This is a genomic window from Pseudomonas gingeri (assembly GCF_013386115.1).
In the GTDB taxonomy this organism is placed as follows: domain Bacteria; phylum Pseudomonadota; class Gammaproteobacteria; order Pseudomonadales; family Pseudomonadaceae; genus Aquipseudomonas; species Aquipseudomonas gingeri.
Genome location: NZ_JACAOR010000007.1, coordinates 283,708 through 296,895 on the forward strand (window position 1 = coordinate 283,708; position 13,188 = coordinate 296,895).

General features: G+C 65.0%; 14 protein-coding genes. 10 read left to right on the plus strand and 4 right to left on the minus strand.

What is annotated here, in order from left to right; translation table 11 throughout:
- Positions 1–141 precede the first annotated feature (141 nt).
- The 6 genes from ccoG to hemN all read left to right on the plus strand — a co-directional run bounded on the left by ccoG (position 142) and on the right by hemN (position 7,061).
- Positions 142–1,557 carry a cytochrome c oxidase accessory protein CcoG gene (ccoG, locus tag HX881_RS13625; protein ID WP_177084982.1) on the plus strand — a complete coding sequence of 472 codons (1,416 nt, stop codon included), beginning with the start codon at positions 142–144 and terminating at the stop codon, positions 1,555–1,557.
- 11 nt (positions 1,558–1,568) lie between these two features.
- A complete protein-coding gene (locus HX881_RS13630) occupies positions 1,569–2,108 on the plus strand; it encodes a FixH family protein (RefSeq protein WP_017125913.1) in 540 nt (179 codons plus the stop codon).
- Positions 2,109–2,229: 121 nt separating this feature from the next.
- Entirely contained in the window at positions 2,230–4,680 is a 2,451-nt protein-coding gene (locus HX881_RS13635) for a heavy metal translocating P-type ATPase (protein WP_177084984.1), read from the plus strand.
- A gap of 22 nt (positions 4,681–4,702) precedes the next feature.
- On the plus strand, positions 4,703–4,921 hold the full coding sequence (ccoS, locus tag HX881_RS13640) for a cbb3-type cytochrome oxidase assembly protein CcoS (RefSeq protein WP_042935261.1): 219 nt from the start codon (positions 4,703–4,705) through the stop codon (positions 4,919–4,921).
- A complete protein-coding gene (locus HX881_RS13645) occupies positions 4,914–5,597 on the plus strand; it encodes a sulfite exporter TauE/SafE family protein (protein ID WP_017125909.1) in 684 nt (227 codons plus the stop codon). Before ccoS ends, HX881_RS13645 begins: the two co-directional genes overlap by 8 nt.
- A gap of 81 nt (positions 5,598–5,678) precedes the next feature.
- Positions 5,679–7,061: an oxygen-independent coproporphyrinogen III oxidase gene (hemN, locus tag HX881_RS13650; protein WP_177084986.1), complete on the plus strand. Its 1,383-nt coding sequence runs from the start codon at positions 5,679–5,681 to the stop codon at positions 7,059–7,061.
- Positions 7,062–7,064: 3 nt separating this feature from the next.
- Here the strand turns inward: hemN and HX881_RS13655 are convergent, their stop codons facing one another.
- A complete protein-coding gene (locus tag HX881_RS13655; RefSeq protein ID WP_177084988.1) occupies positions 7,065–7,604 on the minus strand; it encodes a hypothetical protein in 540 nt (179 codons plus the stop codon).
- A gap of 154 nt (positions 7,605–7,758) precedes the next feature.
- Between HX881_RS13655 and fnr the strand changes: the two genes are divergently transcribed.
- On the plus strand, positions 7,759–8,493 hold the full coding sequence (fnr, locus tag HX881_RS13660) for a fumarate/nitrate reduction transcriptional regulator Fnr (RefSeq protein WP_017125907.1): 735 nt from the start codon (positions 7,759–7,761) through the stop codon (positions 8,491–8,493).
- Positions 8,494–8,551: 58 nt separating this feature from the next.
- Positions 8,552–9,100 carry an adenine phosphoribosyltransferase gene (locus HX881_RS13665; RefSeq protein ID WP_017125906.1) on the plus strand — a complete coding sequence of 183 codons (549 nt, stop codon included), beginning with the start codon at positions 8,552–8,554 and terminating at the stop codon, positions 9,098–9,100.
- A gap of 14 nt (positions 9,101–9,114) precedes the next feature.
- Here HX881_RS13665 and HX881_RS13670 read toward each other — a convergent pair whose 3' ends face one another.
- The 3 genes from HX881_RS13670 to moaB form a co-directional block, all read right to left on the minus strand.
- Positions 9,115–10,263 (minus strand): acyl-CoA dehydrogenase family protein, encoded by a 1,149-nt coding sequence (locus HX881_RS13670; protein ID WP_177084990.1) that lies wholly within the window; start codon positions 10,261–10,263, stop codon positions 9,115–9,117.
- Positions 10,264–10,412: 149 nt separating this feature from the next.
- Positions 10,413–11,639 carry a molybdopterin molybdotransferase MoeA gene (locus tag HX881_RS13675; protein ID WP_017125904.1) on the minus strand — a complete coding sequence of 409 codons (1,227 nt, stop codon included), beginning with the start codon at positions 11,637–11,639 and terminating at the stop codon, positions 10,413–10,415.
- Positions 11,623–12,162 carry a molybdenum cofactor biosynthesis protein B gene (moaB, locus tag HX881_RS13680; RefSeq protein ID WP_017125903.1) on the minus strand — a complete coding sequence of 180 codons (540 nt, stop codon included), beginning with the start codon at positions 12,160–12,162 and terminating at the stop codon, positions 11,623–11,625. The genes HX881_RS13675 and moaB overlap by 17 nt, the downstream gene beginning before the upstream one ends.
- A gap of 118 nt (positions 12,163–12,280) precedes the next feature.
- Between moaB and mobA the strand changes: the two genes are divergently transcribed.
- Both mobA and HX881_RS13690 read left to right on the plus strand, forming a co-directional pair.
- Positions 12,281–12,880 carry a molybdenum cofactor guanylyltransferase MobA gene (mobA, locus tag HX881_RS13685; RefSeq protein ID WP_177084992.1) on the plus strand — a complete coding sequence of 200 codons (600 nt, stop codon included), beginning with the start codon at positions 12,281–12,283 and terminating at the stop codon, positions 12,878–12,880.
- A 64-nt stretch (positions 12,881–12,944) separates the two neighbouring features.
- The gene (locus tag HX881_RS13690) at positions 12,945–13,166 is read left to right on the plus strand and encodes a YgdI/YgdR family lipoprotein (protein ID WP_017125901.1); all 222 of its coding nucleotides are present in this window, start codon (positions 12,945–12,947) and stop codon (positions 13,164–13,166) included.
- The last annotated feature ends 22 nt before the right edge of the window (positions 13,167–13,188 follow it).

Consider the following 13,188-nt stretch of genomic DNA (forward strand, 5'->3'; position numbering starts at 1 on the left):
CAGGCCATTCCCCCAACGCGACCAAAGGTCGCACACTTGAGCCGGGGTGACAGGCGTATCATTGCGCCACTGCACTACCCTTTCTGATCGCGGTCGGCATGTACTGACCGAGGCATTTTCCCCCAGCCGTGGGATGCAATGATGAGCAACCAGATTCCGGTACACGACGTTACTCCGCCTGCCAAGCACTCGAACGACACCGTCGATCTCTACGCCTCACGCGAAAAAATCTACACCCGGGCCTTCACCGGCCTGTTCCGCAACCTGCGGATGACCGGCGGCGCCGCACTGTTCCTGCTGTATTTCGGCACCGTGTGGCTGGACTGGGGCGGCCACCAGGCGGTCTGGTGGAACCTGCCCGAGCGCAAGTTCTTCATCTTCGGCGCGACCTTCTGGCCCCAGGACTTCATCCTGCTCTCGGGCATGCTGATCATCGCCGCCTTCGGCCTGTTCTTCATCACCGTCTACGCCGGGCGCGTGTGGTGCGGCTACACCTGCCCGCAAAGCGTCTGGACCTGGATCTTCATGTGGTGCGAAAAGGTCACCGAAGGCGACCGCAACCAGCGCATCAAGCTGGACAAGGCGCCCATGAGCGCCAACAAGTTCCTGCGCAAGTTCGGCAAGCACAGCCTCTGGCTGCTGATCGGCTTCGTCACCGGCATGACCTTTGTCGGCTACTTCTCGCCGATCCGCGAACTGGTCGTCGACTTCTTCACCGGCCAGGCCGATGGCTGGTCGTACTTCTGGGTCGGTTTCTTCACCCTCGCCACCTATGGCAACGCCGGCTGGCTGCGCGAGCAGGTGTGCATCTACATGTGCCCGTACGCGCGCTTCCAGAGCGTGATGTTCGACAAGGACACGCTGATCGTCTCCTACGACCCGCGTCGTGGCGAAGCCCGTGGCCCCCGCAAGAAAGGCACCGACTACAAGGCCCAGGGCCTGGGCGACTGCATCGACTGCACGATGTGCGTGCAGGTCTGCCCCACCGGCATCGACATCCGCGATGGCCTGCAGATCGAATGCATCGGCTGCGCGGCCTGCATCGACGCCTGCGACAGCATCATGGACAAGATGGAATACCCGCGCGGCCTGATCAGCTACACCACCGAACACAACCTCTCCGGGCAGAAAACCCACAAGCTGCGCCCGCGCCTGATCGGTTACGCAGTGGTGCTGCTGGCGATGATCAGCCTGCTGGTGATGGCCTTCTTCATGCGCTCGCTGGTGGGCTTCGACGTCAGCAAGGACCGCGTGCTCTATCGCGAGAATGCGGAGGGCCGGATCGAAAACGTCTACAGCCTGAAGATCATGAACAAGGACCAGCGCGACCACACCTACGTCCTCGACGCCAGCGGCCTGCCCGACCTGAAACTGCAGGGCCGGCGCGAGATCAAGGTGCCGGCCGGGGAGATCTTCAGCATGCCGTTCGAACTGTCCAGCGCCCCCGAACAACTGCCGTCGAGCACCAACGAGGTGAAGTTCATCCTCCGCGACGCCGATGACGACAGCGTCCACATTGAAGCCAAGAGCCGGTTCATCGGCCCGCAAATTCGCTAAGGGAACCCACAATGTCCGTCGCAACCGCCACCAGCCCCTGGTACAAGCACCTCTGGCCCTGGATCATCATCGGCATCCTGGCCTGCTCGGTGACCCTGACCCTGTCGATGGTGACCATCGCGGTGAAGAACCCGGACAACCTGGTCAACGACAACTACTACGAGGCCGGCAAGGGCATCAATCGCTCGCTGGACCGCGAGTTGCTGGCCCAGACCCTGAAGATGCGCGCCAACGTGCACCTCGATGAAGTCACCGGCGAAGTCGATCTGCGCCTGAGCGGCGCGAGCCAGCCTGCGACCCTGGAACTGAACCTGATCTCGCCGACCCAGCCGGAGAAGGATCGGCGGATCACCCTGAACCGCAGCGAGACAGAGCAGGGACGTTATATCGGCCAGTTGAGCGACAAGATCGAAGGCCGGCGCTTCGTCGAGTTGCTGGGGATGCAGGGCGACAAGACCTGGCGTATGTTCGAGGAAGAGCAGGTCAGCCACGACAAGGACCTGCTGCTGGGCGATGAGCCGCTGCAAGGCGCCGAAGACCTGGACAAGTAACCACGATTCCGCTTCCGTAGGAGCCGGCTTGCTGGCGATAGCGGTCTACCTGGCGATAAAGAGGTCGACTGTGAAATCGCCATCGCCAGCAAGCCGGCTCCTACAGTGACCCATGGCGCCTATGACAATCCCTACCCCCTGCTACCACTGCGCCCTGCCCGTCCCCGCCGGCAGCCGCTTCACCGCGGCCGTACTCGGCGAAACCCGCGAATTCTGCTGCCCCGGCTGCCAGGCCGTGGCCGAAGCCATCGTCGCCGGTGGCCTGGAGCATTACTACAGCCACCGCAGCGAAGCCTCCGCCAACCCGGACGTGCTGCCCGTGCAACTGCCGGACGAACTGGCGTTGTACGACCGCGCCGATGTGCAGCAACCCTTCGTCCATCACGATGGCGAACTCGTCGAAGCCACCCTGTTGATGGAAGGCATCAGTTGCGCGGCCTGTGGCTGGCTGATCGAAAAACACCTGCGCAACCTGCCGGCCGTGGCCGAGGCACGGCTGAACCTGTCCAACCATCGCCTGCAGGTGCGCTGGATCGACAGCCAGCTGGCCCTGAGTACCCTGCTCGCCGAGTTGCGCCAGATCGGCTACGCCGCCCACCCCTACCAGCCCGACCGTGCCAGCGAACAACTGGCCAGCGAAAACCGCAAGTCCCTGCGCCAGCTGGGCCTGGCCGGCCTGCTGTGGTTCCAGGCGATGATGGCGACCATGGCCACCTGGCCGGAATTCAATATCGACCTGAGCCCCGAGTTGCACACCATCCTGCGCTGGGTCGCCCTGTTCCTCACCACGCCGATCGTGTTCTACAGTTGCGCGCCGTTCTTTCGCGGCGCCCTGCGCGACCTGCGGACCCGGCACCTGACCATGGACGTCTCGGTCTCGCTGGCGATCGGCAGTGCCTATTGCGCCGGGATCTGGACCTCGATCACCGGGGTCGGCGAGCTGTACTTCGATGCCGTGGGCATGTTCGCGCTGTTCCTGCTCGCCGGTCGCTACCTGGAGCGTCGCGCCCGCGAGCGCACGGCGGCGGCCACCGCGCAACTGGTCAACCTGCTGCCGGCCTCCTGCCTGCGCCTGCTGGCGGACGGCCAGAGCGAACGGATCCTGCTCGGCGAACTGCGCCTGGGCGATCGTGTCCTGGTGCATCCCGGCGCCGTCCTGCCGGCGGACGGCAGGATTGTCGAAGGCCAGTCGAGCATCGACGAATCGCTGCTGACCGGGGAATACCTGCCGCAACCGCGCACGCCGGGAGACGCGGTCACCGCCGGTACGCTGAACGTCGAAGGCGCACTGACGGTCGAGGTCCTGGCCCTCGGCCAGGACACCCGGCTGTCCGCCATCGTCCGCCTGCTGGAACGCGCCCAGAGCGAAAAACCGCGCCTGGCGGAAATCGCCGACCGCGCCTCGCAATGGTTCCTCCTGCTGTCGCTGATCGCTGCGGCGGCCATCGGCCTGCTCTGGTGGCAGCTCGACCCGGACCGGGCATTCTGGATCGTCCTGGCGATGCTGGTGGCGACCTGCCCATGCGCGCTGTCGCTGGCCACCCCGACGGCGCTGACCGCCGCCACCGGCACCCTGCACAAGCTCGGCCTGCTGCTGACCCGTGGCCATGTCCTCGAAGGCCTGAACCAGATCGACACGGTGATCTTCGACAAGACTGGCACCCTTACCGAAGGCCGCCTGGCCTTGCGCGCCATCCGCCCCCTGGGGGAACTGGACAGCGAGCGCTGCCTGGCCCTGGCCGCCGCCCTGGAAAACCGCTCCGAGCACCCGATCGCCAAGGCTTTCGGTCGTGCCCCGCAAGCCGCCGAAGAGGTCCAGGCCACTCCCGGGCGCGGCCTGCAGGGGCGGGTCGGCGAACAGCAACTGCGTATCGGCCAGGCAGCGTTCGTCTGTGAACTCAGCGGCTGCGCGATCCCCGCGCCACCGGACACCGCCGGACAATGGCTGCTGCTGGGCGACAGCCACGGCGCGCTGGCCTGGTTCGTCCTCGATGACCGCCTGCGCGGCGATGCCCCGGCCTTGCTCGCCGCCTGTCGCACACGGGGCTGGCGGACCCTGCTGCTGTCCGGCGACAGCTCGCCGATGGTCGCCAGCGTCGCCGCCGAACTGGGCATCGACGAGGCCCGTGGCGGGCTGCATCCGGATGACAAGTTGCAGGTCCTGAAGCAACTGCAGCAACAGGGACGCAAGGTGCTGATGCTCGGCGACGGCGTCAACGACGTGCCAGTACTAGCCGCCGCCGATATCAGCGTCGCCATGGGCTCGGCCACGGACCTGGCGAAAACCAGCGCCGACGCGGTACTGCTGTCCAATCGCCTGGACGCCCTGGTGCAGGCCTTCGACCTGGCCCGCCGCACCCGTCGGGTAATCATCGAGAACCTGGTCTGGGCGGCGCTGTACAATGGCCTCATGTTGCCGTTCGCCGCCCTCGGCTGGATCACGCCGGTGTGGGCGGCGGTCGGTATGTCCATCAGTTCGTTGACCGTGGTACTAAACGCCTTGCGCCTGACCCGCCTGCCGAGCGCACCGGCCGGCCACGCCCAACCCGATATCCGCCCGCTGCCGGCCTGAGCCGCGCGGGCCTGGAGCAAAGATGCCAGCTCTCTATGTGATGATCCCGGCGGCACTGCTGATCGTCGCCATCGCCGTCTACATCTTCTTCTGGGCGGTGGACAGCGGCCAGTACGACGATCTCGACGGTCCGGCCCACAGCATCCTGTTCGACGACCAGGACCCGAACCACAAGGCCGCCATCGACGAGGCCGACGGGACGCCGCGCGACCACGACCAGCAGGCCCCGCCCCATGCTTGAACTGGCACCCCTGCTGGCCTCGGCGGTGATCCTCGGCCTGCTCGGCGGCGGCCATTGCCTGGGCATGTGCGGCGGCCTGATGGGCGCCCTGACCCTGGCGATCCCCAAGGAACAACGGGCCCGCCGCCTGCACCTGCTGCTGGCCTACAACCTCGGGCGGATTCTCAGCTACGCCACCGCCGGCCTGTTGATCGGCCTCGCTGGCTGGGCCGTGGCCAGCAGCCCGGCGGCGATGCTGCTGCGGGTGCTGGCCGGCCTGCTGCTGATCGCCATGGGCCTGTACCTGGCCGGCTGGTGGAGCGGCCTGACCCGCGTGGAAAGCCTCGGACGCGGCCTGTGGCGGCATATCCAGCCCGTCGCCAGCCGCCTGCTGCCGGTGTCGAGCCTGCCCCGCGCCTTGCTGCTCGGCGCGCTGTGGGGCTGGCTGCCCTGCGGCCTGGTCTACAGCACACTGCTGTGGGCGGCGAGCCAGGGCAATGCCGTCGACAGCGCGCTGTTGATGCTGGCCTTCGGCCTCGGCACCTGGCCGGTGCTGCTGGCCACCGGGCTGGCGGCGGAGCGGGTCACGGCCGTGCTGCGCAAGCGCAGCGTGCGCCTGGGCGGTGGGCTGCTGGTCATGCTGTTCGGCCTGTGGACCCTGCCCGGCCCGCACCAGCATTGGCTGATGGGCCATTGAGGCGCTTGATACAGGTCAAGATGCGTTCCAGGTCCATCCCCTAGACTCCGGGCATTGCAGCCAATCCGGGGGAACGCCCGCATGCTCGACGCCATTCGTTGGGACTCTGATCTGATCCACCGCTACGACCTCGCGGGACCGCGCTACACCTCCTACCCCACCGCCGTGCAGTTCAACAGCCAGGTCGGCACCTTCGACCTGCTGCATGCCCTGCGCGACAGCCGCAAGGCCCTGCGACCGCTGTCGCTGTATGTGCATGTGCCGTTCTGCGCGAACATCTGCTACTACTGCGCCTGCAACAAGGTCATCACCAAGGACCGTGGCCGGGCCCAGCCCTACCTGCAACGCCTGGAGCAGGAAATCCAGCTGGTGGCCTGCCACCTGGACCCGAACCAGAAAGTCGAGCAGTTGCACTTCGGCGGCGGGACGCCGACCTTCCTCAGCCATGACGAACTGCGCCAATTGATGGGCAGCCTGCGCCGGCACTTCAACCTGCTGGACGACGACTCCGGCGACTACGGCATCGAGATCGACCCGCGGGAGGCCGACTGGTCGACCATGGGCCTGCTCCGCGAACTGGGCTTCAACCGGGTCAGTATCGGCCTGCAGGACCTCGACCCGAATGTGCAGCGGGCGGTCAATCGCCTGCAAAGCCTGGAGGAAACCCGCGCGGTGATCGAGGCGGCGCGGACCCTGCAGTTCCGCTCGATCAACATCGACCTGATCTACGGCCTGCCCAAGCAGACACCGGAACACTTTGCGCGCACGGTCGACGAAGTGATCAACCTGCAACCGGATCGCCTCTCGGTCTTCAACTACGCCCACCTGCCCGAGCGTTTCCTGCCCCAGCGGCGGATCAACGGCCATGAGCTGCCGGCCCCGGCCGACAAGCTGGAAATGCTCCATCGCACCATCGAGCAACTGACCGCCGCCGGTTATCGTTATATCGGCATGGACCATTTCGCCCTGCCCGATGACGAGTTGGCGATCGCCCAGGAAGAATCAACCCTGCAGCGCAATTTCCAGGGCTACACCACCCATGGTCATTGCGACCTGATCGGCCTGGGTGTCTCGGCCATCAGCCAGATCGGCGATCTGTACTGCCAGAACAGCAGCGACCTGAACCAGTACCAGAACACCCTCGCCAGCGCCCAGCTGGCCACCAGCCGTGGCCTGTTGTGCAACGCCGATGACCGCCTGCGCCGGGAAGTGATCCAGCAGATCATCTGCAATTTCAGCCTGGAGTTCGCCCGTATCGAACAGCAGTTCACCCTCGATTTCAGGGGTTACTTCGCAGCGCTCTGGCCGCAACTGACGGCCATGGCCGAGGATGGCCTGATCGAGCTGGACAACGAGCGACTCACTGTCCTGCCGGCGGGGCGCCTGCTGGTCCGGTCGGTATGCATGGTGTTCGATGCCTACCTGGGACAGCAGAATCGCCAACGCTTTTCCCGGGTGATCTAGGCCTCAGCTGGCTTTCGGCGGACTCGCCAGTTGTTGCGCCTGGGTCATCTGGTCGCTGTTCAGGCCATCCGCCTCCATGGCCTTGCCCAGGACGGTATTGGCCTTGGTCAGCGCGGCATTGAGGCCACTCATGGCCGAGGTCAGGTTGAAGATCTTGATCTCGGCGATTTTCGGGTCAAGCTCCTTGTCGTTGCGAATTTTCTCCAGCTCGGCACGCAACTGCGCCAGTTTCCGTTGCAGGTCGCGAATGTTCTTCAACGCGGACTGGGTCCTGGACGGCAGGTCACTGTCTTCGATATCGGCGTATTCGCCCGAGCCGGAGCCCTTGACCGCCTGCTGCTTGCCTGCCTCGGACAGGCTGACCTTGACCCCTTCGGGTGCCGTCGGCTGCTCCTGGTCGATTTCATCGGCCCTGCCGGTATTGCGCAGGATCTGCTCGCGGCCGGCCTTGATCGCGGCGGCGGACGCGGCGTCCATGGTGTCGGCGTTACGGGGGACTTCGGTGATGGCGAACAGCGGGACGGAATTGCCGATGGCGGTCATGTGGGGTGCTCCATGCGATAGAGGGTCAAGCTTTGTATCGACATTGGTACGAACAACTTTAGAAAGGTGCGCCATTTTGGCGCAGGCTGGCCTCGGCAACCCTCACTGGGTTACCCTTACGTCTTATGTGTGTTTTCCCACAAGGATTTAAGAAATGTCTGAGCCCGTGAAATTGCGCGCCCACAGCCAGGCCCATTGCAAGGATTGCAGCCTGGCTCCTCTCTGCCTGCCACTTTCACTGAATCTGGAAGACATGGATGCGCTGGACGAAATCGTCAAACGCGGGCGTCCGCTGAAAAAAGGCGAATTCCTGTTTCGCCAGGGCGACACCTTCGGCTCCGTCTATGCGGTACGTTCCGGGGCCTTGAAGACCTTCAGCCTGAGCGACGCCGGCGAAGAACAGATCACCGGCTTCCACTTGCCGAGCGAACTGGTCGGGCTGTCCGGCATGGACACCGAGACCTACCCGGTGTCGGCCCAGGCGCTGGAGACCACCTCGGTCTGCGAGATTCCCTTCGAGCGCCTGGACGAACTGGCCCTGCAACTGCCGCAATTGCGCCGGCAGTTGATGCGGGTGATGAGCCGGGAAATCCGTGACGACCAGCAGATGATGCTGTTGCTGTCGAAAAAGACCGCCGACGAGCGCATCGCCACCTTCCTGGTCAACCTCTCGGCGCGTTTCCGTGCCCGTGGCTTCTCCGCCAACCAGTTCCGCCTGAGCATGTCGCGCAACGAGATCGGCAACTACCTGGGGCTGGCGGTGGAAACCGTTTCCCGGGTATTCACCCGCTTCCAGGCCAGCGAACTGATCGTCGCCGAAGGCAAGGAAGTGCACATCCTCGACCCGATCCAGCTCTGCGCGCTCGCCGGGGGCTCGCTGGAAGGCTGATCCAGACACCCGTCGCGGGTATACTGCGGTGCTTACAGCCCCCCAGGACACCGCGACGATGGCCTTCGACAGCTTCGATATCAAATCCCTGATCCGCCCGGTTATCGACTTTCCGAAACCGGGAGTGATCTTCCGCGACATCACGCCGCTGTTTCAGTCGCCACGGGCGATCCGGCTGGTGGCCGATACCTTTATCCACCGCTATGTCGAAACCGACTTCAGCCATATCGGCGCCATGGATGCCCGCGGTTTCCTGATCGGCTCGATCATCGCCTACCAGTTGAACAAGCCGCTGATCCTGTTCCGCAAGCAGGGCAAGTTGCCGGCCGACGTGCTGTCCGAGAGCTATCAGACCGAATACGGCGAAGCCTTCCTCGAAGTCCATGCCGATAGCCTGTGCGAAGGCGACTCGGTGCTGATCTTCGATGACCTGATCGCCACCGGCGGCACGCTGATCGCCGCCGCCAACCTGGTGCGGCGCATGGGCGCCAAGGTCTTCGAGGCCGGCGCCATCATCGACCTGCCGGAACTCGGCGGCTCCCAGCGCCTGAACGACATGGGCATCCCGACCTACTGCCTGACCCGGTTCTCCCTGTCGGAGAAGTAATCCTTCACCACGGCTCAGAGGCCCATCTGCTTGCCGATGATTTCGTTCATCACTTCGCGGGTGCCGCCACCGATGGAAAGGATGCGGTTGTCGCGGTACAAGCGCTCCACCAGGCTCTCGCGCATATAACCGAGGCCGCCAAGGATCTGCACCGCATCGTGGGTGATGCGGTCGGCGGTGTCGGTGGCGAAATTCTTCGCCATCGACACCTCCTTGATCACGCTCTGGCCCGCGGCCATCCTCGCCGCCTGGCGGTAGGTGAACTCCCGGGAAACCTCCAGCGCGGTGGCCATCTCCGCCAGGCGATGCCTGATCACCTGGAATTTGCCGATGGGTTTGCCGAAGGCCTCGCGCTGCCGGGCCCATTTCAGGCTTTCTTCCAGGGCCAGTTGGGCGGTCATGTTGGCCATGATCGCCAGGGCCAGGCGCTCACTCTGGAAATTGCCCATGATGCAGGCAAAGCCCATGTTCTCGGCCCCGATCAGATTGCCTGCCGGGACCCGGCAATCGTCGAAGAACAGCTCGGCGGTATCCGATGCCCACCAGCCCATTTTCTTCAGCTGTCGGCCCACCGTGAAACCCGGCGTGCCCTTCTCGATCAGCAGCAGGCTGATCCCGCCAAAGCCCGGCGCGCCGGTGCGCACCGCCACGGTGTAGTAGTCGGCGCGGATGCCACTGGTAATGAAGGTCTTGCTGCCGCTGACCCGGTAGCAGTCGCCGTCGCGCACGGCGCGGGTCTGCAGGTTGGCGACGTCCGAGCCGCCGCCCGGTTCGGTCACCGCCAGGGCGCTGATCTTTTCCCCGGCGAGCACGGCCGGCACCACCCGCTCGCGAACCTCGGGACGCGCCCATTTGACGATGGGCGGCAGGCCGATATCCAGGGAACCGAGCCCTGCCACCAGTCCGCCGGAACCGCAGCGCATCAGTTCTTCGCTGGCCGCCACCTTGGCGAACAGGTCACCTTCGTGACTGCCGCCCAGCGCTTCGGGATAACCGATACCGAGGATGCCCGCCGCGCCGGCCTTGAGGTAGAGCTCGCGGGGAAAGCCTTCGGCCTCTTCCCACTGCTCGATGTCCGGAAGGATCTCACGTTCGACAAAACGCCTGACGCTGTCACGCACCAGTTGGTGGCTGGGATCGAAGTATTCCTGAAAGGCAGACATCGGCAAGCTCCCTGAGAAGACTCAGGAAACTTACCTAGCGCTTGCTTGGTTTTCAACCTATATCTGAGGGCTTGCCCGCGAAATGATCGTTCTTCGCGGGCAAGCCCGCTCCCACAAAAGCTCAGCGTCTAAGGGGTTTGCCAGTGCACCTAACCCAACACTTCACTCAGGGGAATGAAGTTGACCCAATCCCCTTCCACCAGCGTGCTGTCTTCCAGCACCTCCACCAGACCCTCGGCCCAGGCCGCACTGCGCAGCACGCCGGAGCTCTGGTTGCGGTAGATGATCGCCCGGCCGTTTTCCAGGCGCCCGCGCAGGTATTCCCGGCGATTACCCGGTTTCGGCCAGACAAAGCCGGCCGGAACCCTGAACTGCAGCGGCTGGACCTGCTGCACGCCCAGGCGACGCAGCAGGTAAGGCCGGGCCAGCAGTGCAAAGGTCACCAGTGTCGACGCCGGATTACCCGGCAGGCCGATCACCGGCACGCCACGAAAATGCCCGAAGGTCAGCGGCTTTCCGGGCTTGATCGCCAGCTTCCAGAGGTCCAGCTCGCCTTCTTCGCGCAGGGCGATGCCGAGGAAGTCCGCCTCACCGACCGATACTCCGCCGGTGGACAGGATCAGGTCCACATCCCCCAGCTCCGCCAGGCGCTGGCGGGTGGTCGGCAGGTCATCCGGGAGGATACCGGCGTCCACCACTTCGCAGCCCAGGCGCTTGAGCCAGCTGCACAGCAGGACACGGTTGCTGTTGTAGATCTGCCCCGGCCCCAGTGCCCGGCCCGGCTCGATCAGCTCATCGCCGGTCGATAGCACCGCTACGCGGACCCGGCGAATCACCGCCAGCCCGGCACACCCCAGGGACGCGGCCAGGCCCTGCTCGATCGGCCCCAGGCGGGTGCCCGCCGCCAGTACCTGTTCGCCGACCGTGGTTTCCTGGCCCTGGGGACGAATGTTCTGTTGCAGCACCAGCGGCTCGGTAAAGCGTATCCGCTGATCGGCCTGGACCTCGGCGTTTTCCTGCATTTCCACGCAGTCGGCGCCGGCCGGGACCGGGGCCCCGGTAAAGATCCGCGCACAGGTCCCGGGCAACAGCGGCGCCGGCGCCTGTCCGGCGAAAATCCGCTGGCTGACCGGCAACGGCTCGCCCTGCCAGTCGGCCAGGCGCAAGGCGTAACCGTCCATGGCGCTGTTGGGCCACGGCGGCAGGTCGAGGCTGGAAACCAGGTCTTCGGCCAGCACCCGGCCCTCGGTCTCTGCCAGCGGCAGGTATTCGGCCTCGCGGATCGGGGCCGCCTCGGCCAGTTCCAGCAGTCGGGCCAGGGCGACCTCGACCGGAATCAAGGCACCGGTCTTGCCCGGCTTACCCGCGGGATTCACAAGGTGCCGCCTGTTTCAGGTGAGGAACGAAATTGCACGGCCGATGGCGCGAGTCCAGTTGCTCGGCGAGGATCCCGTCCCAGCCGGTCCGAACCGCGTTGGTCGAGCCCGGCAGGCAGCAGACCAGGGTCCCGTTGGCGAGCCCGGCCAGGGCCCGGGACTGCACGGTGGACGTGCCGATATCGGCCACGGAAATCTGCCGGAACAGTTCGCCGAAGCCGTCGACCTGCTTGTCCAGCAGGCACGCGACGGCTTCCGGGGTGCTGTCACGACCGGTGAAGCCGGTCCCACCGGTGATCAGCACGACCTGGACCACGTCCTCGGCGATCCAGGTGGCGACTTGCGCGCGGATCCGGTACAGATCATCCTTGAGCAATACCCGCTCGGCGAGGCGATGACCGGCGGCGGTCAGGCGATCGACGAAGACCTGCCCGGAAGTATCGGTTTCAAAGGTGCGGGTGTCACTGACAGTCAAGACCGCGATATTCAGCGGTACGAAGGGTGTATCAGCCTTGGCTTTCATAGGCTTGGTCCAGTTGTTGTAGGAGAAAAAGGCCGGTGTTATATCACAGCGCCGCGGTTCATAGAGGCCGTCATACCGGCTCTGGCCGGCTCCGTCATCGTCCCCGTCGAGGCTTGCAATGTCGCTGATCAATGTCTCCATTCTGCTCCTGGCCGGCGGCCGTGGCCAACGCATGGGCGGCCAGGACAAGGGCCTGCTGGAATGGCGCGGCCAGCCGCTGATCGCCCATCTGCACGCGACGACACGGCCGCTGACCGATGACCTGATCATTTCCTGCAACCGCAATCGGCAACGCTACGCGGCCTACGCCGACCGCCTGGTATCCGACGACAGCGACGATTTCCCCGGGCCCCTGGCCGGGATTCGTGCCGGGTTGGCGGTGGCTCGCCACTCGCACCTGCTGGTCTTGCCCTGTGATGTGCCGCAGGTCGATCGCGACCTGCTCCAGGGCATGCTCGACGCGGCCGGCCAGCACCCGGACCGGCCGCTGATGGTGCGCCAGGGCGAACACTGGGAGCCGCTGCTGTGCGTGATTCCCGTGGCCCTGGTCGCAGCGTTCGCCAGTGCCTGGGCAACCGGCGAGCGCAGCCCGCGCAAGGTCATGCTGCCCTTGCAGGCCCAGGCCCTGCAGTGCCCGCCGGACGATCCGCGGCTGGCCAATCTCAACACTCCGCGTCTGCTTCAGCATTGCGACAGCCTGCCGGATGGACACGGGTGAGGAACTTGCTGAAAATGCTGTCGTCTCAGTAGTAATCAATCCGAATTCTTTCTGGAGAAACACCATGACTCAACGGACCCTCGCCGCACTCATGCTGACCATGGGCCTGGCGACCCTCGCCGGCTGTTCATCGCCGACCGTGATCACCCTGAACGACGGGCGTGAGATCCAGGCCGTGGACACTCCTAAATATGATTCCGAATCGGGCTTCTACGAGTTCAAGCAGCTGGACGGCAAGAACACCCGCATCAACAAGGATCAGGTGCGCACCGTCAAGGAGCTGTAAGCCCTTCGCAAGCCCCCTGCAA